Annotated in this window: 15 protein-coding genes and 8 pseudogenes; 7 read left to right on the top strand and 16 right to left on the bottom strand. The window is 53.5% G+C overall.

Annotation, left to right across the window (positions count from 1 at the left end):
* Positions 1-122: 122 nt before the first annotated feature.
* The gene (locus ACTBDZ_RS06390; protein WP_438814695.1) at positions 123-527 is read right to left on the bottom strand and encodes a lytic polysaccharide monooxygenase; all 405 of its coding nucleotides are present in this window, start codon (positions 525-527) and stop codon (positions 123-125) included.
* A gap of 85 nt (positions 528-612) precedes the next feature.
* Between ACTBDZ_RS06390 and ACTBDZ_RS06395 the strand changes: the two genes are divergently transcribed.
* Positions 613-1,704 (top strand): polysaccharide lyase, encoded by a 1,092-nt coding sequence (locus tag ACTBDZ_RS06395; RefSeq protein WP_438814696.1) that lies wholly within the window; start codon positions 613-615, stop codon positions 1,702-1,704.
* A 74-nt stretch (positions 1,705-1,778) separates the two neighbouring features.
* On the opposite strand, the gene ppiA is transcribed toward ACTBDZ_RS06395, so the two are convergent.
* From ppiA to ACTBDZ_RS06430, 7 genes and pseudogenes are all read right to left on the bottom strand, one after another.
* On the bottom strand, positions 1,779-2,372 hold the full coding sequence (gene ppiA, locus ACTBDZ_RS06400) for a peptidylprolyl isomerase A (RefSeq protein ID WP_438814697.1): 594 nt from the start codon (positions 2,370-2,372) through the stop codon (positions 1,779-1,781).
* Between the two features lie 201 nt (positions 2,373-2,573).
* Positions 2,574-3,316, bottom strand: a pseudogene (locus tag ACTBDZ_RS06405) (ABC transporter ATP-binding protein).
* Between the two features lie 33 nt (positions 3,317-3,349).
* Positions 3,350-4,228: pseudogene (locus ACTBDZ_RS06410) on the bottom strand (ABC transporter ATP-binding protein).
* Positions 4,200-5,106 (bottom strand): annotated as a pseudogene (locus ACTBDZ_RS06415) (ABC transporter permease). The pseudogenes ACTBDZ_RS06410 and ACTBDZ_RS06415 overlap by 29 nt, the downstream one beginning before the upstream one ends.
* A 2-nt stretch (positions 5,107-5,108) precedes the next feature.
* Positions 5,109-6,159 (bottom strand): annotated as a pseudogene (locus tag ACTBDZ_RS06420) (ABC transporter permease).
* Between the two features lie 115 nt (positions 6,160-6,274).
* Positions 6,275-7,885 (bottom strand): ABC transporter substrate-binding protein, encoded by a 1,611-nt coding sequence (locus tag ACTBDZ_RS06425; RefSeq protein WP_438814698.1) that lies wholly within the window; start codon positions 7,883-7,885, stop codon positions 6,275-6,277.
* A gap of 103 nt (positions 7,886-7,988) precedes the next feature.
* On the bottom strand, positions 7,989-9,143 hold the full coding sequence (locus ACTBDZ_RS06430; protein ID WP_438814699.1) for a mandelate racemase family protein: 1,155 nt from the start codon (positions 9,141-9,143) through the stop codon (positions 7,989-7,991).
* An 804-nt stretch (positions 9,144-9,947) separates the two neighbouring features.
* Between ACTBDZ_RS06430 and ACTBDZ_RS06435 the strand changes: the two are divergent.
* From ACTBDZ_RS06435 to ACTBDZ_RS06460, 6 genes and pseudogenes are all read left to right on the top strand, one after another.
* Positions 9,948-10,322: pseudogene (locus ACTBDZ_RS06435) on the top strand (ABC transporter permease subunit); the annotation flags it as partial.
* Positions 10,323-10,353: 31 nt separating this feature from the next.
* Positions 10,354-10,977, top strand: a complete 624-nt coding sequence (locus ACTBDZ_RS06440; protein ID WP_438814700.1) for an ABC transporter permease — start codon at positions 10,354-10,356, stop codon at positions 10,975-10,977.
* A pseudogene (locus ACTBDZ_RS06445) lies at positions 10,974-11,738 on the top strand (ABC transporter ATP-binding protein). Before ACTBDZ_RS06440 ends, ACTBDZ_RS06445 begins: the two are co-directional and overlap by 4 nt.
* 68 nt (positions 11,739-11,806) lie before the next feature.
* Positions 11,807-12,031 carry a hypothetical protein gene (locus ACTBDZ_RS06450; protein ID WP_438814701.1) on the top strand — a complete coding sequence of 75 codons (225 nt, stop codon included), beginning with the start codon at positions 11,807-11,809 and terminating at the stop codon, positions 12,029-12,031.
* Positions 12,032-12,037: 6 nt separating this feature from the next.
* Positions 12,038-12,673: a transporter substrate-binding domain-containing protein gene (locus ACTBDZ_RS06455; protein ID WP_438814702.1), complete on the top strand. Its 636-nt coding sequence runs from the start codon at positions 12,038-12,040 to the stop codon at positions 12,671-12,673.
* Between the two features lie 136 nt (positions 12,674-12,809).
* Positions 12,810-14,240, top strand: a complete 1,431-nt coding sequence (locus ACTBDZ_RS06460) for a M20 family metallopeptidase (protein ID WP_438814703.1) — start codon at positions 12,810-12,812, stop codon at positions 14,238-14,240.
* Positions 14,241-14,678: 438 nt separating this feature from the next.
* On the opposite strand, the gene trpS is transcribed toward ACTBDZ_RS06460, so the two are convergent.
* The 8 genes and pseudogenes from trpS to ACTBDZ_RS06500 all read right to left on the bottom strand — a co-directional run.
* On the bottom strand, positions 14,679-15,683 hold the full coding sequence (gene trpS, locus ACTBDZ_RS06465; RefSeq protein ID WP_438814704.1) for a tryptophan--tRNA ligase: 1,005 nt from the start codon (positions 15,681-15,683) through the stop codon (positions 14,679-14,681).
* A 155-nt stretch (positions 15,684-15,838) separates the two neighbouring features.
* A pseudogene (locus ACTBDZ_RS06470) lies at positions 15,839-16,528 on the bottom strand (phosphoglycolate phosphatase); the annotation flags it as partial.
* Positions 16,521-17,198 (bottom strand): ribulose-phosphate 3-epimerase, encoded by a 678-nt coding sequence (gene rpe, locus ACTBDZ_RS06475; protein ID WP_264625109.1) that lies wholly within the window; start codon positions 17,196-17,198, stop codon positions 16,521-16,523. The pseudogene ACTBDZ_RS06470 and the gene rpe, both read right to left, overlap by 8 nt.
* A gap of 53 nt (positions 17,199-17,251) precedes the next feature.
* A complete protein-coding gene (gene dam, locus ACTBDZ_RS06480; protein WP_264625108.1) occupies positions 17,252-18,076 on the bottom strand; it encodes an adenine-specific DNA-methyltransferase in 825 nt (274 codons plus the stop codon).
* Positions 18,077-18,156: 80 nt separating this feature from the next.
* Positions 18,157-19,158 carry an SPOR domain-containing protein gene (locus tag ACTBDZ_RS06485; RefSeq protein WP_438814705.1) on the bottom strand — a complete coding sequence of 334 codons (1,002 nt, stop codon included), beginning with the start codon at positions 19,156-19,158 and terminating at the stop codon, positions 18,157-18,159.
* A gap of 136 nt (positions 19,159-19,294) precedes the next feature.
* Positions 19,295-20,380, bottom strand: a complete 1,086-nt coding sequence (gene aroB / locus ACTBDZ_RS06490; RefSeq protein ID WP_438814706.1) for a 3-dehydroquinate synthase — start codon at positions 20,378-20,380, stop codon at positions 19,295-19,297.
* 48 nt (positions 20,381-20,428) lie between these two features.
* Positions 20,429-20,950, bottom strand: a complete 522-nt coding sequence (aroK, locus tag ACTBDZ_RS06495; RefSeq protein ID WP_222158785.1) for a shikimate kinase AroK — start codon at positions 20,948-20,950, stop codon at positions 20,429-20,431.
* 473 nt (positions 20,951-21,423) lie between these two features.
* Positions 21,424-21,493: pseudogene (locus tag ACTBDZ_RS06500) on the bottom strand (surface-adhesin E family protein); the annotation flags it as partial.

The following is a 21,493-nucleotide window of genomic DNA, read 5'->3' on the forward strand; positions in this document are numbered from 1 at the left end:
AGGTTACGGATGGTAACGTGGGGAGTACTCATGCTGATTGGTCTGCAAAAAGCAGTAATAAATTCAGAACTTCAGAATACCGTCAAGTCCCGAAAAAAGAAAAATCAGGTGCGGAATGACGGTTAGAGCGGTATCCATGGGTATGAACCATCAGGTGCCCGTTTTCCTGGTTCAGTCCCCTGAGAGATATAGCATGCTTTATAATTGCCACACCCCCACCGAACGATTGCATTAGGATAATATGTACAGAATTTATCCCATAAGGGATATTCAGGTGCATTCCATCCCGCAGCCTGATTAGAAAATTGTAAATCGATTGCTTGGTAAAATGCCATGCCTGTATCAGCGACGACCCACAAAGCTAAAAGGACATGATGCCCCGTTTTTCCATAGGGTAGTGGCACATTATTGACATACTTAACGGGCAGAGGATAAGACCAATACGGTTCTTCTCGGTGAAAATCACTAAAGAAAGGCGCAGCGGTCACGTATTCAATGTGTTGCTCCGCAATAAAAATAGTATTCATGCTCTATGTTCTCTTCATGCATTCAGGCTGGTTTTAAACACCTTTTTTGCATGCCAGACTATGTAGCAATACACTCATTGAATACGTGACCACATTAACCGTACAAGGCGCATTTGCCGCGAACACAGGCGGTTATGCGACCACCGATGGTGGCGATATTTCTGGTGCCGTAAAAAAAACCGCCCATTCCATGCAGGATATTGTCGATATCATTGAAGCCGCCCGCGTGGACAGCAACGGTAAGAAAGTGAAAACCGGCGCGTATCCGCTGGTTATCACCTATGACGGCAACGAAGATAAGCTGATCAATGCCGCCGCTGCCGATATTTGCAGCCAATGGAGCAAGCCCGCTCGCAGGGTTGAAATCAAAGAATTCACCAAAGGGATAACGATCCTTGGCACCAATGGCTCGTCCGCCAACTTTGGTATCTGGTTAGTGAAATCTTCCGATGTAGTGATTCGTAATATGCGTTTCGGCTACATGCCGGGCGGCGCCAGTGACGGCGATGCCATTCGTGTTGATAACACGCCGAACGTCTGGGTTGACCATAACGAGATCTACGCTAAGAACTATGAGTGCCCCGGCACACCGGATGGCGATACAACGTTTGAATCCGCGGTCGATATCAAGAAAGTGTCAACCAACGTGACGGTTTCCTATAACTACATTCACGGTATCAAAAAAGTCGGATTAAGTGGCTCAAGCAGCAGCGATACAGGCCGCAACCTGACTTACCACCACAACGTCTACAGTGATGTGAATGCCCGCTTGCCATTGCAGCGCGGGGGGCAAGTGCACGCCTACAACAACCTCTACTCCGGTATTACCAGTTCAGGGATAAATGTGCGCCAGAAAGGCCTCGCGCTGATCGAACGTAACTGGTTTGAAAATGCCGTTAACCCTGTGACATCGCGCTATGACGGCTCCAACTTCGGTACCTTGGTTCTGCGTGATAACAACGTCACCAGTGCTGCTCAAAACGCCACGTATAACATCACCTGGACCAGCGATTCCAAAGCTTACGTCAACGCAGAGGACTGGAAATCAACGGGCACCTTCCCGTCGCTGCCTTACAGCTATTCACCAGTCAGCGCCCAGTGCGTGAAAGCGAAGCTAACACAGTTCGCCGGTCAAGGAAAAGGCCTGGCAGTGCTGACGACGGCTGCGTGTAACTAAAGTTACTACCCGTCGAAACCATCAAGGCCACATAATGTGGCCTTGATAGCAATTCCAGAAATTCTCGACCACGCTTACGGCAGTATTTTGGCCGATTTAATCACGATCGGTTTACTTGGTACATTCTGGTAAGGGCCAATGTTGCTGGTTTGCACTTGGGAAATTTTGTCGGCAACATCCATCCCTTTTACCACTTTGCCAAATACCGCATAGCCAAAATCACGCTGACCGTGATCGAGGAAAGCGTTATCCGCGACATTAATAAAGAACTGGCTAGTGGCGCTGTCTTTTTCAGCAGTGCGCGCCATGGCGATGGTGCCACGCACGTTGCGCAAACCGTTGTCGGCTTCATTTTTGATCGGTGGGTTGGTGGCTTTTTGCTTCATTATTTCATCCACAAAACCACCGCCCTGAACCATAAAACCCGGGATCACGCGGTGAAAGGTGGTGCCATTGTAGAAGCCGCTGTTAACGTACTCGACGAAATTTTTCACTGACACTGGCGCTTTCTGGTTATCCAGCGCTAACTCGATGTTGCCTTCAGACGTGGTTAGCAAGACGCGCGTGGTGGTGGCAGGGGCTGCGATCGCCGATGACACCATTACCGAGGATGAAAACATTGTCAGTGAAACCAGGGCTGCCGCAGCAACCAGAGTACGTTCGAACATGAGAATTCCTTTTTGATCGGGGGCTACAAGAAAGCGTAACGATTGTAAATACCCGCACTCCTTAATTTTTTTACTTAAGGGTATGCCACAACGTTACGGCCATTAGGTATAGCATACCAGTGCGGTATCGGCGACGATCGTAAAAAAAGACGGGTAAATAACCCGTCTTGTTAGCACATAATGCGGCTTTTACCCGAACTATTAACCCATTCGCTCCGAACGCACGGCCAAATCGCGGCTGTATTGTCGGCTGGCATCCACCAGCATGGTGGTGTAGGCCGTTTTCTCCGTCGAACGCGTCAGTTCCGCCGTCTCCAGCGTTTCCAGAATACGGCCATACTGCATCACTGCCACGCGGTGGCATAAATGAGCAATCACCCCCAGATCGTGCGTCACCATCAGGTAGGTCAGGTTGTCCTGCTGTTGCAGTTCTGCCAGCAGATTGAGGATTTCTGCCTGCACCGACACGTCCAACACCGAAGTGGGTTCATCCAGCAACAGAACTCGCGGTTCGAGAATCAGCGCGCGCGCGATAGCAACGCGTTGGCGCTGCCCGCCGGAGAGCTGGTGCGGGTAGCGGCGACGGAACTGCGGCCCCAGCCCCACTTTCTCCAGCAAGGCATCAATACGCCGATCGCGCTGCTCAATGCGATGGATCAGCAACGGCTCCTCCAATATGGTCTCAACCGTATGGCGTGGATGCAACGATCCGTAGGGATCCTGAAACACCATCTGCACCTGACGGCAGCGTGCTCTGTCGATACGGTGTGCCAGTGGTTGAACAACCCTGCCAGACATTTCAGAACCGTGGTTTTTCCCGAGCCTGATTCCCCCACCAAACCAAAGATTTCGCCACCGCGCACCGCCAGATTGACATCAAACAACACCTGGTTGTGCTGGTTCCCCTGACCAAAGGAGAGGTTGAGGTTTTTCACCTCGATCATCGCCGCGCTATTTTGTGTGCCCATAGTCACTCCTTATTCACTCAGCCAGGCAGGATCGCGCTGCATGACCGGCAGACGCACACGAGGGTGATCGATGTCCGGCAACGCATTGAGCAGCCCACGCGTGTAAGGATGCTGCGCGTTATCGAGATCGCGCGCCGCGATGGACTCCACGACGCGTCCGGCGTACATCACCAGCACCCGGTCGCAAAAGCTGCGCACCAGATTGATATCGTGGCTGATAAAGATCAGCCCCAATCCGCGCTCCGACACCAAATCATCCAGCATCGAAAGCACCTGTAAACGCACCGACACATCAAGCGCCGAGGTTGGCTCGTCGGCGATGACGATTTCCGGCTCAGTGATCAACATCATGGCGATCATGATGCGCTGTCCCTGACCGCCGGAGACTTCGTGCGGATAGAGTGCGTACACGCGTTCCGGCTGGCGAATGCGTACCACATCCAGCATCGCCATGACTTTCTCTTTCGCCACGCGCGCTGGCACCTTGTGGTGCGCCAGATAGGCTTCAGCAATCTGATCGCCAACACATACCACCGGATTCAGCGAATACTTAGGATCCTGCATGATCATGGAAATACGCTTACCGCGGATCTGGCGCATCTGTGCTTCAGAAATATTGAGCAAGTCGGTCTGGCCGAAGCGCAGTCTGTCGGCCATCACCCGTGCGCTGCGCGGGTGCAGATGCAGCAGCGCACACCCGACCGTTGATTTACCCGAGCCGGATTAGCCGACAATCGCCAGCTTCTCGCAGCCCAGGTTAAAGGAGACGCCGCGCACGGCATCCGTCACTGCGCCGTGGTTCACGAAGCTCACCTTGAGGTTTTCCACCTCCAGCAGCGGCGCGCCCTGAGTTGCACCCTTATTCGGTGAGAGGATCGAGGATGTCACGTAGGCCGTCTCCGAGAAAGTTAAACGCCAGGCTGTTCATCAGAATAGCCAACCCAGGGATGGTGACTAACCACCAGCACTCCATCATGTAGCGACGACCGGCAGAGATCATGGCACCCCATTCAGGATCGGGCGGCTGAGCACCTAATCCCAAGAAGCCAAGCCCGGCAGCGGTCAGAATGATGCCCGCCATGTTCATGGTGATACGGATAATCACCGAAGGCAGACACAACGGCACAATGTGATGCACCAGAATGCGCAGCGACGATGCGCCTTGCAGTTTTACCGCAGAAACGAAATCCGCCTGACGCAGTGACAGCGTTTCAGCACGCGCCAGACGTGCGATAGGTGGCCAGGCGGTGAGGGTAATGGCAATCACCACATGCTCTAACCCCGGCCCCCAAGGCGGCAACAAATGCCAGTGCCAGCACCAGACTGGGGAAGGAGATAAAGATATCGGTGATGCGCATCAGGATGGTATCGACGATGCCGCCGTAGTAGCCCGCCACCACGCCGAGCATCAAGCCGATGGGGCCGACGGTTACCGACACCAGCGCCACAATGTACAGCGTGATGCGTGAGCCATACACCAGACGGCTATACACATCGCGCCCGAACTCATCGGTACCAAACCAATGGGCGGCCCCCGGCGCTTGCAGGGCATTTGCCAGGTCTTGTACTAATGGATCGTGCGTTGCCAGCCACGGGGCGAAAATGGCGATGACAATCAGCGACAGCACAATCAGCGAACCAATGGCCGTCAGTGGATTTTTCGCCAGCAGGCGCAGGAAATTGAACAGACGCGCGCCACGCACTCGAATTCGCCCATTTTTGGCTGCCGGCGAGGAGCCGATTACCGGTTCAGAAGACATACTCATGCTCATGCGCGAGTCCTCGGATCGAAGATTTGATACAACATATCGGAGAGCAGGTTAAGGGTGACGAAAATCAGCCCCACCAGCAGCACGCAGCCCATCACCGCACTCATATCCCCCAGCAGCAGGCTGCCCGTCAGATAGGAAACAAAGCCCGGCCAGGAGAACACGGTTTCAATCAGCACCGCCCCCTCCAGCAGTGAGCCATACGCCAGCGCGACTACCGTCAGCAGTTGCACCAAAATATTGCGAAACGCATGCGCCCAAATTACCCGAAACTCAGACAACCCTTTGACCCGTGCGGTGATGATGTACTCTTGCGACAGTTGTGCCAGCATAAAGCTGCGCGTCATACGGCTGATATAGGCCAGCGAATGGAAGCCAAGAATGGTGGCAGGCAACACCAGGTGGTTCAGGGCACTGAAGAACACCGCCCATTCGCGCGCCAGTAAGGAATCCACCAGCAGTAAGCCGGTGCGGTTTTCCACCATACCGTCCCACGCCATATCCACGCGCCCTGCGCCGCCGACCCAGTTGAGCCAGGCGTAAAACACCAACAGCCCCATCATGCCGACCCAGAAAATCGGCGTGGAGTAACCCGCCAGGCTGATAAAGCGCACGATATAGTCCGCCAGCTTGCCGCGCCGCCGCCATCAAGCCAAGCGGCACGCCCAGCCCGGCACCGACGATAATCGCCATCGTTGCCAGTTCCATCGTTGCCAGTTCCACCGTGGCAGGAAACACGCGGATAATGTCATCCACTACCGGCCGGCCGGTGAGCATCGCATTGCCCAAATCGCCGTGCAGCAGTGAATTGAAGTAGATACCGAATTGAACATACAGCGGCTTATCCAGGCCTAGCTGCTGATAGACCTGCTGATAGGTACTTTGGTCAGCATCCTGACCGACGATCGCCAATACCGGATCGATCGGCATGACCTGACCGATAATGAAGGTCAGAATCAACAACCCAAACAGCGTGAAGGCAACCTGTAACAGCCGCTTGGCTACGCGATAGGGTAACGCCCCCGGTTTGAGCCAATCAGAGAAAACCATGTTCTTTCTCCCCCGTCCGGCACCCGCGCCACTACCTTCAGCGCCGCTGATGCCGTGACTTACCTCGTAGGATGAAGGCGTGAGGGGGAAACGCCCCCCACGCTTTACTCAGGCTTCAGCGTTGCTTGTGCACCAGATACAAGCGGGTGGTCGATGACGGATGTGACACAAAGTCTACAACATCTTTGCGTTGCACCACGGAATCAACCATTTGCGAGACCGGAATGATGGCCGGATAAAGCGCCTCATAACGGTCCTGTATCTCGGCATAGCGCTGCTTCTGCCTGGCGGGATCTTTCTCCAGCAGCGCCTGATCGATCATCTCGTTCAGTTGCGCATCGTAGAAAGAGGTTCTCCACCCCTGGAAGTTGGTGAGTTTGGCTTCATCGCTGTTATCCGGGTTATACACCACGGAGCGCAGGCTGGAGTGCGGATGGGGATCGACCCCGCCGCCACCGCGCCCGACCAGCATGTCGAATTTACGATCGCGCATCGCGCCATAAACCTGATTGCCGGTGCCGGAAATGATCTTGGCACGAATACCGGCTTGCGCCAGTGTGGATTGCACCGAGGTCGCTAGGTTGAGGAAGGGTTGATCGGACAACACCCGCAGCGTGGTTTCAAAGCCGTTCGGATAACCCGCTTCCGCCAGCAGCGCCTTCGCCTTCGGTACGTCCAGCGTGTAACCGGGGTTAGGCAGCGTGGCATCCATTCCCGCCTGAATCGGGCGCTGGTGGTAGAAACCATAGCCCGGCATCACGGTCTTGTTGATACCGTCGTAATCGATGAGGTAGCGCACCGCTTCACGCACTTTCGGCTTGGCGAATTCGTCGTTCTTCAGGCTCATGGCAACGTAATAGAGCGTGCCTTTCTTCACCTCTTCAACTTTCACATCCGGGTTCGCTTTCAGGGCGTTGATGTCCGGCACCGACATACCGGTCGCCACATCAATATCGCCCTTTTCGATCATCAGACGCAGCGCCTGAGATTCGGTCATATGACGGAAGATCACCCGGCGCATTTTAGCATCACCGCGCCAGTAACCGTCGGCACGGTTCACGCGCAGCACGTCTTTCGCCTGCCATACGTCCAGCTTGAACGGACCGGAACCGGCTTCGTTGGTGGTCAACCAACCGTTACCCCAGTCACCGTTTTTCTCATGCTTCATTACGGTTTTGCTGTCCAACACCGATCCGCTGCCGAGTGTGGCAAGGGAATAGATCACCAGCTTGGGATCGTTCGGTTTGGGCAGTTCGATCTCCACCGTTTTGTCATCTTTGGCGCGGATCAGCTTTTCGACATTCTCTGCCGTAAAGCCGTAGGATTTCCAAGTGGTGGCCTGCGCCATGTTGAGGGTTAGCAACCGTTTCATTGACCAGGCAAAATCATGGGCGGTGACCGGGTTGCCGGAGTGGAATTTGGCGTTATCCACCAAATGGAAGGTGATCAGGTTGTTGTCTAGGCTGATCTCCCAGCTTTTCGCCAGCGAAGGCAGCACGCGGCTGAGGTTTTCAGGATCGAGCTCGACCAGCGAGTCATAAAGGTTGACGATAATGCCGACCACCTCGTTGCCGGTCATAGAGGCGGGATCGAGAGACAGCATGTTGTTCATGTTCATCCCGACGATCAGTTGATCGTCGGGCGTTTTTGCAGACAGCAAGGCCGGTTTTGCGGCCATACAGAAACAGCTCAGTAGCAGGGTACGGATTATTGCTCGTGCTTTCATTAGACTTCTCCAGGTGTGAAGAATGGAAGACGAAACGTATATTTTGTAAGGGCTCTTTCTTTCAGTACTACTTTGTTATTACTACTATTTATTATTACTGCGGTTATTCTTTACTCAGCGTATGCTCCTCGATCCAATCAAAGTTGATGTCTTCACCCAGGCCCGGGCGCTGCGGCAGGTGAACAAAGCCGTCGTCATCCATCGGGTCGATGATGCTGTTGAGGTAAGCGGCGGGCTCTTCATAGTTCAGGAAAGGATGCAGCAGACCGCGTTCATACCAACGGCAGTTTTTAATCGCACCCACCACGTTCAGATTCGGCTCACCATTACCGTGGATTTCACAATCCATACCAAAGGCTTCCGCCAATGCGGCGACCTTCATGGTCGGAGAAAGGCCACCCACGCCCTGCACACCCGCGCGCAGAATGTCACAGGCCCCCTCTTTCACCCAGTCGGCGCGGCTGAAGTATTTGCCTGACAGGCTTTCAGGCCCAATAACGTCGATATCCAGGCTCTTGGTCAGCCAGCTGTAGGACGCCATGCTCTGCTCTTCCATCGGCTCTTCAAACCAGGTGAAGTCCAGTTTTTGCAATTCACGGCCAATGTAGAGCGCGTCGCTGCGGCTGTACCAGTGGTAGCCATCCAGCATCAGGCAGACATCTGGACCTACCGCTTCACGCACGGCAGCACAGGCTTTAACGTCCATCTGCGGGCTGGGTGCGAAGGATACTGGCGGCATCCAGGTGTGCAGCTTGATCGCCTTATAGCCGCGCGCCACCAGTTTCTCGGCAAACTGGCCGTACTCTTCCGGCGTCGAAAGGCCGCCTTCCAGCTCATCGCCGCACATGGTGCTGCCGTAAGCTGGCACTTTCTCACGAAAACCGCCCAGCAGTTTGTGTACTGGCATATTCAGGAAGCGACCTTGCAGATCCCACAGCGCAGATTCCACGATAGAGATGGCGCGATCGGTCAGTTGGTTGGCGCTGCAGCGCTGCCAATGCACCAGATCTTGCCACAGACGTTCTCTGTCAAACGGGTTCTGCCCGATCAGCACCTTGCGGAAGAAAGCGTTGATAATATGGGGACGAACCACTTCGGGTGGTGCAAATGCATAGCCCTGATGTCCATCGTCGGTGGTCAGCGTCAAGAGGGCCATCTTGGCCTGATTCTCTTCTCCTGGATGCGAATGTCCCGCACTGTCGGACACGCGACGAGTGGGATACGTAAAAACGGTGACATCAATGGATTCAATTTTCACGCGATTACCTACCTTAAAATTCAATAACATAGAAAAAACAACATTCAGGCCGACGGCGAGCGACAAACCCGATTTGTACTATCGCTACCCAGCCAGTGCGACTGAGACAACGATCACAAAAGAAATGATGTATTAATTAAATAAAAATATCGTTTTATTATTTGTAATTATTGGTGTTACAACCTGGTGAGTCATTAGGCAATTTCTTTCAAATGCAGAAAATCCGGCGCAAATATTTGTGCAAATGCCCATAATCCTGTGAACAACATCACCAACGGTTAGGATTACCCGCACAATACGCGAGGATAATGCCGCTACTTTTAGTGTGCTGCACAACGGCCAACCACTTCAGTTTGACGATCATCGTCGAGGCGGTAAGCCTGCGCGAGAGGCTAACTCCGTAACAGTCAGGTGCGAATACCGCACCAAAATCACACAACGCACCAATACAGTGCATCCCGGTGCACCATGTTAGTGCTAATACGGTGTTTTCAGCTGCTACCTCCCCCTAAAGTGTGAGTAGTCACCAAAACAATAAAATGAAATACTGATTAATAAGCAATTTATATGCATAATTAATCGTTTCAACAATAATAAAAACGTGGCCTGAATATTGCTTTGATTACCAAGTTCTCTGCTTAATGCGAGGGAGCCCGGTCAAGGGTCACCCGCAGCGTTCAGGCCGCGCGCGAAGCTATGCCTGCAAAAAGAAAATTGGAGTAATACGTGGAACAAATGACATTTTGGCAGCTCATCAGTTTTGGTGAGAATGGCTGGGGAAGATTGCTGCTGATGGGGACTGGAATGACCCTGGCATTGGCAGTAGGCGGTTTTTTATTAAGCGCGCTCATCGGCACCCTCGGTGCCTGGTCAAAAATAGCTGGCAATCGGCCACTTCGCTTTGTGGCGGAATGCTACACCACCGTAACACGCGGCATTCCCGATCTGCTGATTATTTTCCTGCTCTACTTTGGCGGTAGCTCTGCACTGACGCTGCTGGCAAGCCTGTTTGGTCACAGCGGCTTTATCGGTTTTCCCGGTTATATCGCCGGGGTCATTGCCGTCGGCATCTCCTCAGGGGCACAGCAAACAGAAGTGTTTCGCGGCGCATTCTACGCCGTAGCCAAAGGCGAGATAGAAGCCGCTAAAGCCTGCGGTATGCCTACCCTGCTGCGCCTGCGCCGCATTATTATTCCGCTGCTGCTGCGCCATGCCATTCCCGCGCTCGGCAACGTCTGGCAACCGGCTGCTGCAATCGGTCGCTCGCCTGTATGTGCTGTTCTTCCATGGCACACCGCTACTGGTGCAGCTGTTCCTTATCTACTACGGTTTAGGGCAATTCAGTTGGGTGCGAGAAAGCGTGATGTGGCCAATACTGCGCGAACCTTACTGGTGTGCGCTACTGTCGTTGACGCTTTGCACCGGCGCTTACGCCAGCGAAATCATTCGCGGTGGTTTGCTATCGGTGCCCGCCGGGCAGATCGAAGCGGCACGCGCCTGTGGCATGCCATCCTGGAAAATATTTACCCGCATCGTGTTTCCGCTCGCCATTCGCCAGGCACTGCCTGCCTACGGCAACGAATTGATCTCCATGATCAAATCCACCTCGCTTGCGTCCATCATCACGCTGATGGAAATCACCGGCATCGCGGCACGCTTAATTGCGGAAACCTACCGCGCACTGGAAGTGTTTCTGGTAGCGGGAGCCATTTATCTGCTGATCAATTTGGTGCTCACCCGCCTGCTGGCTTTTGTCGAACACCGTATGACGCCGTATCTGCGCGCACCGCAGTCGCTGGCTGAAGTTAAGAATATGAAAGGAAACCCATCATGAGTACCGCCGCTATCAGCCTGCGCAACATTCACAAGCGTTTCGGCTCACTGGAAGTCCTGAAAGGGATCTCGTTTGAAGCCAGTCAGGGCGAGGTCGTCTCGATTCTGGGTTCTTCCGGCTCAGGCAAATCCACCCTGCTGCGCTGTACCAACCTGCTTGAAATCCCCGATCAGGGCGAGATTATTGTGGGCGGAGAAACCATCGCGATGAAAGTGAATCGCCAAGGACAAAATCGTCCAGCCAGCTCGAAACAGATCGACCGTATCCGTACCCAGCTCGGCATAGTGTTTCAAAACTTCAATCTGTGATCGCACAAAACCGTACTGGAAAACGTGATTGAAGCACCGATCCACGTACTGAAACGCGCCCCGCAGGACGCCAAAGAACATGCCGAGCAGTTGCTTGAGAAGGTCGGGCTGGCGGATAAACGTCATTACTACCCTTCCCACCTTTCCGGTGGGCAGCAACAGCGTGCCGCAATTGCACGTGCGCTGGCCATGTCACCCAAGGTGATGCTGTTTGATGAACCCACATCAGCGTTGGACCCAGAGTTGGTCGGAGAAGTGCTGCGCGTGATGCGCCAGTTAGCCGATGAAGGCATGACCATGCTGGTCGTCACCCATGAAATGGACTTTGCGCGTGAAGTCTCTAACCGCGTGGTGTTCCTGCATCAGGGTGAGATCGAAGAACAAGGCACGCCGGAACAGATGTTTACTGCCAGCCAGTCAGCTCGTTTCCGCCAGTTTATTGCCAGTTGGTAACAGAACTACGTTTATCAACACAATGCCAGGCTTAAGAACACAACAGACAACCACCAGGAGATACCTCAATGATAAAAACCAAACTCGCTGCCGCCGCCTATGCGCTTTGTCTGGCTGGCGCACTCTCTACGTCATTCAATGCTGCGGCAGAAGCCGGTAAAACCTGGAGCACCGTGCGCATTGCCACTGAAGGTGCATACCACCCGTACAACTTCACCAAGCCAGACGGTACGCTGGATGGCATGGAAATTGAGCTGTACAAAGTGCTGTGTGACAACATGAAAGTAAAATGAGAGATCATGGTGCAGCCGTTTGCCAGCAGCATTCCGGCGCTTAACGCCGGTAAGTTTGATGCCATCATCTCCGGCATGTCTGCCACGCCGAAACGCCGTGAAGTGATCGATTTCAGCCAGCCCTACACGCAGGCGGGCCAAACCTTTGCCGTGCTGAAATCCAGCCCGCTGGCATCGCTGCCGGATCTGGGCACCCGTTTCTCCCTCAATGAGAAAGATGAAGCCACTGCCATCGCTGAAGTTGAAAAATTGCGCACGCTGCTGAAAGGCAAAACCATTGGCGTTCAGTCTGCCTCGATCGCCAGCACGCTGTTGGATAAATACTTCAAAGGCATGATGACCGTACGCGAATACAAAACCATACAAGAGCACGATCTGGACTTGAAAGCCGGTCGCGTCGATCTGGTTATCGGTTCTGCGCCTTACATGAAAAATACCGCTGACAAATCAAACGGCGAAATCGTGATGGCGGGCCCGCAATTTATCGGCGGCATTTTGGGCAGCGGCTCATCCATCGGCCTGCGTAAAAGCGATCCTGAGCTGAAAGCCATGTTTGATAAAGCTATCGACCAGGCTAAAGCAGACGGCACTATCAAGAAGCTGAGTGAAAAATGGTTTGGCATGGACACCACCCCGCTCTGATCGCCTTCTCGCGAACCTAATGTGAACCACGAGCGTGGCGTCTGATTGACGCCACGTCTTCTTTATTTCCCACCGCATTCACGGTCATCACCGCAGGAGCACCTGATTCATAACTTCGCCATCAGAACAACACACCTTGCTCTCCATAGACACACACACCGTTAGCGCTCTGCGCGAACTGATTGCCGCGAAAAATCCGCAGTTCACCGCGCTCAGCGACAGCATTTGGGATGTACCGGAACTCAACTATGAAGAAACCCGCTCTGCTGCACTGCATGAAGCGGTACTCAAGCAGGAAGGCTTTCGCCTGACAACGGGTATTGCCGGGATGCCAACCGCCTTGCTGGGCGAATTTGGCTCCGGTAAACCGGTGATTGCCCTACTGGGTGAATACGATGCGTTGCCGGGCCTGAGCCAGCAAGCGGGCGTCGCTGAGCCTTGCCCTATCGATGCGGGTGGTAACGGTCACGGCTGCGACCACAATTTGCTTGGCACCGCCGCATTGCAGGCCGCCACTGCGGTAAAAGATTACCTGCAACAGCATCAGTTATCCGGCACCGTGCGCTTTTACGGTTGTCCGGCGGAAGAGGGCGGCTCCTCCAAAGGTTTTATGGTCAAAGAGGGCGTATTTGACGATGTGGATATTGCTATCTGCTGGCACCCGGCCACCTTTACCGGCGTTAACAGCCCGGATTCTCTGGCTTGCAACGAACTGAACTTTTATTTCAAAGGCCGCGCTTCGCACGCCGCCAGCAGCCCACATCTGGGACGCAGTGCACTCGATGCCGTAGAGCTGATGAACGTTGGAGTCAACTACATGCGCGAACACATGCCATCTTCAGCGCGCGTACACTACGCCATCACCGACAGCGGTGGTCATGCGCCAAACGTGGTTCAGGCCAACGCAACGGTGCGCTATCTGGTGCGGGCGCGTCAGTTACCTGAGCTCCACCAGTTGGTTAAACGCGTGAAGAAAATCGCACAAGGCGCGGCGCTGATGACCGAAACAGAAGTGAGTTGGGAAGTGATCAGCGGCGATGCCAACTTGCTGGGTAACGCACCGCTGGAACAGCGCATGCATGAACATCTGCTGGCGCTTGGTCCGATTCAGTTCGATGATGCGGACCGCGCTTTTGCTGCAAAATTCCAAACCGCCATGAGTGCGGAAGATATTGCCAACTCCTACGCGCGTTTTGGCGTAAAACCTAAAGCAGGTGAATCGCTGCATGAAGGTATCTATCCGCTTTACAGCCCGGATGACAGCTTTATCGACTCCACCGACGTCGGCACGGTAAGCTGGGTAGTTCCTACTGTACAAATCCGTGCCGCCACCTACGCCATCGGCACCCCGGCCCACTCCTGGCAGTTGGTAGCGCAGGGTAAAGCGCCCGCGGCGCACAAAGGCACCGCCTATGCAGCCGAAGCCATGGCGTCATTAACCGTGGATCTGCTACAGAACCCGGCGCTGGTGGCACAAGCAAAAGCGGAACTGGCCGAGAAACTGAGCGTTACACCGTTTGAGAACCCGATTCCCGATGGCGTGGTTCCGCCAATTCCTCAAGCATAACGTCAGCCTATGGGCGGGCCAAATTTCCCGCCCCTTAGGCACTAAGGTTCAACCATCGCCAGACTCAACAGGGCTGGCAACAGCGTTTAACTACTGCCAGAAAGGGTCACGTATTCAATGAGTGTATTGCTACATAGTCTGGCATGCAAAAAAGGTGTTTAAAACTAGCCTGAATGCATGAAGAGAACATAGAGCATGAATACTATTTTTATTGCGGAGCAACACATTGAATACGTGACCTGTGATTCAACGTATGAGTAGACTAACAAACATTACTTTATATCTTTGTTTATAAATAACAGAAACCACTCGATATGGATACGTTAAATAATGCCACACGAAATAAAGGTGCAAAAGAGGAAGTTTTGCACGCGCAGGAATGACGGAAGAAAGAGAGGCATAATGCGGCTGAGCCGATAAACCAGCCCGGCCCACAGATTACGGATGAGCGACGAAACCTACCGCGTCGTACACTTTCTTCAGCGTTGCAGTGGCTTTGAGACGCGCTTTTTCAGCACCGTCACGCATCACCTGCTGCAAGAAAGCTTCATCGTTACGGAAATGATGATAGCGCGCCTGCAACTCGGTCAGCATGCCGGAGACGGCTTCAGCGACTGCGCCCTTCAAATGACCATACATTTGACCTTCAAAGGCTTTTTCCAGTTCAGGAATCGGTTTTCCCGTAACCCCGGACAGAATATCCAGCAGGTTGGATACCCCCGCTTTGTTGGCAATGTCATAACGCACCACTGGCGGCTCATCGGAATCCGTCACCGCGCGTTTAATCTTTTTCACTACGGCTTTCGGATCTTCCAGCAGTCCAATCACGTTATTGCGGTTGTCATCCGACTTGGACATTTTTTTGGTGGGGTCCAGCAGCGACATCACGCGCGCGCCGGATTTGGGAATAAACGGCTCTGGCACTTTGAAAACATCACCGTAGAGCGCATTGAAGCGCTGAGCAATATCGCGGCTCAATTCCAGATGCTGTTTCTGATCTTCACCCACCGGCACTTGATGGGTTTGATACAGCAGGATATCGGCCGCCATCAGCACCGGATAGTCAAACAAACCGGCAGTGATGTTGTCGGAATAGCGCGCCGATTTGTCTTTGAACTGCGTCATGCGACTCAGTTCACCGAAGTAGGAATAGCAGTTTAGCACCCAGCTCAGCTGCGTGTGCTCTGGCACATGAGACTGAACGAAGATGGTGCTTTTCTGCGGATCAATACCGCAGGCCAGATAGAGCGCCAGCGTATCCAGCGTTGCTTTACGCAACTGCTGGGGGTCCTGACGCACGGTGATGGCATGCAGGTCAACGATGCAGTATATGCAATCGTAATCATCCTGCATGTTCACCCACTGACGTAATGCACCCATGTAGTTACCAATGGTAAGTTCACCGGACGGCTGTGCGCCGCTAAAAACTATGGGCTTATTCATGCTGACGCTTCCTGATTTTTGGTCACGTATTCAATGAGTGTATTGCTACATAGTCTGGCATGCAAAAAAGGTGTTTAAAACCAGCCTGAATGCATGAAGAGAACATAGAGCATGAATACTATTTTTATTGCGGAGCAACACATTGAATACGTGACCTGATTTTTTGACGTAAGTGGCCCCACCAGGGGCAAAAGTTGTGAGAAGCGCTCAAGCACCACGTCAGGTTGACTCAGCACAATGGCTTCTCCGTAGTTATAGCCATAAGTCATGCCCACGTTCGGGCAACCTGCGGCCTGTGCCGCCTGAATATCGTTGCGCGAATCGCCGACAAACAACAATTCGGATGCCAGTAACCCCTGCTGTGCCAATACCAGATAGAGCGGCGCAGGGTGCGGCTTTTTCATTTTGACATCATCACCGCCGACAATCTGACTAAACAACCCGGCAATACCCAGCGTCTCCAGCAGCGGCGCGACAAAAGGCGTCGGCTTGTTGGTGACCAGCGCCAGCGGGTAGCCCCAGTCAACCAGTTGGGTCAGCGTGGCGTGCACGTCGGGAAACAGCGTACTGCCGCTGTCCACCGTTTGCACATAGTAGCGATCAAACAGTTCGCGCGCCGTGCGGGTATCTTGCGCCGTAGGCGTCATTCCCGCCCAGCGCAACGCCCGCTCCACCAGTACATCAGCACCGTTGCCGATCCAGGTAGCAACGCGCGCTTTACCCGCCGCAGGCAGATTGAGCGCTTGCAGCGCCATATCAACGGCATCCGCCAAACCCGGCGCACTGTCGACCAGCGTGCCATCCAGATCGAAAGCCAACCCGCGAACCATACTGATGTCAGCCATGAGATACCTTACTCAATTCACTGCGCATGTTATCAATGACAGCGCGATAATCGGGGTGACCGAAAATAGCAGAGCCTGCCACGAACATATCCGCACCGGCTTGCGCAATCTGGGCAATGTTGTCGACTTTTACACCGCCATCCACTTCCAGTCGAATGTCATAGCCGCTCTCATCGATGCGTTGGCGCACCTGACGCAGCTTATCTAACGTGCCGGGAATAAAAGATTGCCCGCCAAAGCCAGGGTTGACCGACATCAACAGAATGATATCCAGCTTATCCATTACATAATCAAGGCAACTGAGCGGCGTCGCCGGGTTCAGCACCAGCCCGGCTTTGCAGCCGTGATCCTTAATCAGTTGCAGCGAGCGATCGACATGCTCGGAGGCTTCCGGATGGAAGGTGATAAAGCTGGCACCGGCTTCGGCGAAATCGGGAATAATACGGTCTACCGGTTTCACCATCAGATGAACATCGATAGGGGCGGTAATGCCATAGTTGCGCAGTGCTTTAAGCACCAGCGGCCCGATAGTCAGGTTGGGAACATAGTGGTTATCCATGACATCGAAGTGAACCACATCGGCTCCGGCAGCCAGCACACTGGCGGTGTCTTCCCCTAACCGGGCAAAGTCGGCCGATAAGATGGACGGAGCGATCAAGAAAGGCTTCATTCGTATCTCCAAACAGTTTGTAGATAACCAGCGCTATGCGCGCGCATCGGGTATTAACGCAGTGGCGCACCATAGAGCGCCAACAGCTCATTAACCTTGCTCCGCCCCATGATATTGCGACTGATGGTGCGTCTCGCCCTCACCACATACAGCGCTGCATCCTGATACCACGCTCGAGTCAGCTCGGTATCATGGTTGGATATCAATACGGGAATGGCACTCTCCACCGACAACCGATACGCCAGCGTCGCCAGGCTCTGTTGATCGATGTTGTTGAAATTATTCGTGTGATACGCCGTAAAATTCGCCGTTGCGGAAAGCGGAGCATAAGGAGGATCGCAATAGACCACTGCACCTTGCGTTGCTTTGAGCAAAGTCTGCTGATAATGCTCACAAACAAAAGTGGCATTGCGCGCTTTGAGGGCGAACCAGCGTAACTCCTCTTCGGGAAAATACGGTTTTTTGTAACGGCCAAAGGGCACGTTGAATTCGCCCCGCATGTTATAGCGGCACAATCCGTTATAACAGTGGCGATTCAGATACAAAAACAGTACCGCACGACGATAAGGCACCGCACAAAGATTGAACTCATCACGCAACAGATAAAATATTTCCGCCACGTTGTACTCATCGGTGAACAATTCGCGCGCGTCACGAATGAAATCGTCGGTTTGCGTCTTAACGATATCGTAGAGGTTGATGAGGTCACTGTTAATGTCCGCCAGGATGTAACGGTCGTATTCCGTATTCAAAAACACTGAACCGGCCCCGACAAACGGCTCAATTAAACAGTCTCCTTCAGGTAGATAGCGGCGAATCTCTTCTACCAGCGGATACTTCCCACCAGCCCATTTTAAAAAAGCGCGGTTCTTCTTCATGCCGTCGTTAGTTACTCATTACATTTCAGAGCCGCGGATTGTACTCTGTGTCAGACAGCACATCAGGGCTAAAATTGGTGTTACTTATTTAAGTCCTGCTTCACCTGACGGATCGGCTTAACCCATGGTTTTTGTGCCTGCACGGCCGCAGGAAGCGATGACGCCGCCTGTTTCGCTTCCGCAGAAGAAGCGTAAACACCGTTCACCAATACATACCAGGGCTTACCGTCCCGCTTGGTTTCATAAACCCAGGCGTTGGGTAGGTTGTGCTGTGTGGCGTAAGCTTTCAGCGTATCTGAACGTGATGCACTGCTCAATTGCAGTGTGAAATGGCTGGCGGGCGCATTCTGAATCGATCCCCCCTGCCCTGAAACCGTCGCCTTGTTCCCAGAGGATGTCGGCTTGCCTGATGTCATCGGCACTTTTTGCGCTGGCGTTAGGGCTGATTTGCTCTGTGCTGCCTTATCCTGAACGTTTTTAGCATGTGCAGCCTTCTCCTGCGCCGTCTTCTCTGAGACGTGCGGCGGGTTTTTCGCTGAAGGAGCCACAGTCGCAGGCGCAATCGGCAGAGTGGTTACCGGCGCGGAGCCTGACGTCGCACCTTGCGAGAAGGCGTTAACCTTCTCTTGCTGCGTCGAAAGCGCATCTGTCATGTTACCCGGCAACTCAACACGCTGCTGCCCGGCAGGCGGAGGCGTGACTTGTGCTTGTGTTGGTGAACTTGCGACTGGCGGCGCATTCAAGGTTTGCGGCTGACCTGGCACGGTAGCGTTTCCTGATGCGGCGTCCCCTTGGGCGGGCGTTCCCTGCGCCATCGAGGAAGAAGAGGATAAATCGATACTCTTCTCACCGTTACCTGATGCTGCCGTTGGCGCGCCTTCCGCCGGTTTAGACGGCGATTGCAAGGCTGAGCCTACGCCGATGATCAACAACACCAGCACCACGATCCCGATACCAATCATCAAATGTTGACGAGAGAGCGCTAACTGCGGCGCAGAAAGACGGGGGCTGCGTTGCTGACGTTGTGGCCGCCGATCGCTGGTATCCGGTTTTAACGCATCTTCTGGTTTAAATTCGTCCATTTAAACCCCTCCAACTATAAAAAACACATACCCGCTGCGCGGTAAGCGAAGCGAATTGTTGAATTATAAGACATTATCTTCTATTAACCATAAACCATCAGCGTGAATATGTCTGCAAATACCCGAAAAACCGCATTCACGCCCGGCAATCAGCGATCGACGCCAACACAATATCGTGTGATACGCCGCCACGCACTTCCGAGCGTCCAATCGCGGTAGGTAACACCAGGCGCAGCTCGCCCGCCTGTACTTTTTTATCACGCATCATATGGGGAAGATAAGATTCTGGTGACATCGCATCCGGGCCCTGAATCGGCAAACCTGCACGCTCGAGCAATGCGCGAATACGATCGATGTCCGACACGCTGAACAGGCCTAGCCTTCTCGCCGCGTGCGCGGCCATCATCATGCCCGCCGCCACCGCTTCACCGTGTAACCAGTTGCCATACCCCATTTCAGCTTCGATAGCATGACCATAAGTATGACCCAGGTTAAGCAGCGCACGTACCCCGCTTTCGCGTTCATCCGCAGCCACCACTTCGGCTTTCAGTTCACAGCAACGGCGAATGCAGTAAGAGAGCGCCGCAGGCTCCAGCGCACGGACAGCGTCAAGATTATTCTCCAACCAAACGAAGAACTCGCCATCAAGAATAATCCCATATTTGATCACCTCGGCCAGGCCGGAGGAAAACTCCCGGGCCGGTAAAGTGCGAAGACAATACAAATCGATAACTACAGAAGCAGGCTGATAGAACGCGCCAATCATGTTTTTACCGAGCGGATGATTGACCGCCGTCTTCCCGCCGACAGAGGAGTCAACCTGCGATAGCAGCGTTGTGGGTACCTGAATAAAGCGCACGCCACGCTGATAGCTGGCGGCAGCAAAGCCCGCCAGATCGCCAATCACACCACCACCCAGAGCAACGATCGTTGTGTCCCGACCATGGGGTTTTTGCAGCAATGCGGTAAAGACGTCGCTCAATACCGTTAGCGATTTATACTGCTCGCCGTCTGGCAATATGACGTGGTCGACTTTCACGCCAGCCTGTTCCAGCACACGGCTCACCGCCTCAAGATAGAGCGGAGCCAGCGTCTGGTTGGTCACCAACATCACCTGTTCGCCCGCGGTCAGCGGCATAAAAGAAGCCGGGTCAGCAAACAACCCAGCGGCTATCGTAATGGGATAGCTGCGTTCCCCTAATGTTACGGTAATTCTTTCCATGCGCGTGGTTCACCCGCTTGGCCCCGGAGCTCAGGGCGATGTTGTTACTCAGTTGCCATCCAACATACTGATAATCTGGTTGGCAACCACCTTGGCGCTCTGCTCATCCGTGCGAATGGTGACATCAGCAATTTCTTCATACAGCGGGTTACGCTCTCTTGCTAACGCCTCCAACACTTCGCGCGGCGGATCCTCTACCTGAAGCAAAGGACGCTTTTTGTCACGCTGCGTGCGCGCCAACTGTTTTTCAATGGTGGTTTCCAAATAGACCACAACGCCGCGCGCAGACAGGCGATTGCGCGTCTCGCGTGATTTTACCGAGCCACCTCCGGTAGCCAGTACGATACCCTGTTTTTCGGTCAATTCGTTGATGACTTTTTCTTCGCGTTCGCGAAAACCTTCTTCACCTTCGAGATCAAAAACCCAGCCCACATCAGCCCCGGTGCGTCGCTCAATTTCTTGATCGGAGTCGAAAAACTCCATATTGAGTTGCTGAGCTAACTGACGGCCAATAGTGCTTTTGCCGGCACCCATAGGCCCAACCAGAAAGATATTGCGTTTCTCTGCCATGTTTTTTGGTGTTACTAAGACTATTCGTTAATGATAACCCGCCCCGCCAATCAACCCAGCGGCGGGACCTAAACTGAAACCTCATGAGCGATAGTTCGAGAATCAGACAGAAAATTATCTCAATACTCAGGGGCATTTGGCAACCGAATAAAATGTCTCGCCCCGCGCCAAACAGCAAAAAGCGTATTAATTAGGCATCTTCCGGTAAGATAATTCCGCTTCGACAGACCGCAGCGCTCAATGGGCTAACCTTGTATGCTAAATCCAGCGCAGCGTCAAACTGAGAAAGCGGAAACGGGTAAAACGTGGATCGCCGAGCACACCGTTATACGCCTCTTACGACGAAGCGGCGACCAATGTCGGAGTGATAAAAATCACCAGTTCACGCCGCTTACGCTCAGTTCTTTGATGTTGAAACAGGCTTTGTTGAATAAATCAGAACTTGTAACGACTGTGCCCCATCGGGTCGATTGTTACGTGATGCGAATACTGTTCGGCATTCCTAATAGCGTGATCCGGTTAAGCGCTTTGACCATCGCCATG

Source organism: Symbiopectobacterium sp., assembly GCF_051710365.1.
Taxonomy (GTDB): Bacteria; Pseudomonadota; Gammaproteobacteria; order Enterobacterales; family Enterobacteriaceae; genus Symbiopectobacterium.

Bases quoted from the DNA above. Each gene is read 5' to 3' on its own strand.
- ACTBDZ_RS06425 (WP_438814698.1), bottom strand. From the start codon at position 7,885: ATGAAAGCACGAGCAATAATCCGTACCCTGCTACTGAGCTGTTTCTGT.
- ACTBDZ_RS06450 (WP_438814701.1), top strand. From the start codon at position 11,807: ATGATAAAAACCAAACTCGCTGCCGCCGCCTATGCGCTTTGTCTGGCT.
- trpS (WP_438814704.1), bottom strand. From the start codon at position 15,683: ATGAATAAGCCCATAGTTTTTAGCGGCGCACAGCCGTCCGGTGAACTT.
- rpe (WP_264625109.1), bottom strand. From the start codon at position 17,198: ATGAAGCCTTTCTTGATCGCTCCGTCCATCTTATCGGCCGACTTTGCC.
- aroK (WP_222158785.1), bottom strand. From the start codon at position 20,950: ATGGCAGAGAAACGCAATATCTTTCTGGTTGGGCCTATGGGTGCCGGC.
- ACTBDZ_RS06390 (WP_438814695.1), bottom strand. From the start codon at position 527: ATGAATACTATTTTTATTGCGGAGCAACACATTGAATACGTGACCGCT.
- ppiA (WP_438814697.1), bottom strand. From the start codon at position 2,372: ATGTTCGAACGTACTCTGGTTGCTGCGGCAGCCCTGGTTTCACTGACA.
- dam (WP_264625108.1), bottom strand. From the start codon at position 18,076: ATGAAGAAGAACCGCGCTTTTTTAAAATGGGCTGGTGGGAAGTATCCG.
- ACTBDZ_RS06440 (WP_438814700.1), top strand. From the start codon at position 10,354: ATGCCATTCCCGCGCTCGGCAACGTCTGGCAACCGGCTGCTGCAATCG.
- aroB (WP_438814706.1), bottom strand. From the start codon at position 20,380: ATGGAAAGAATTACCGTAACATTAGGGGAACGCAGCTATCCCATTACG.
- ACTBDZ_RS06455 (WP_438814702.1), top strand. From the start codon at position 12,038: ATGGTGCAGCCGTTTGCCAGCAGCATTCCGGCGCTTAACGCCGGTAAG.
- ACTBDZ_RS06485 (WP_438814705.1), bottom strand. From the start codon at position 19,158: ATGGACGAATTTAAACCAGAAGATGCGTTAAAACCGGATACCAGCGAT.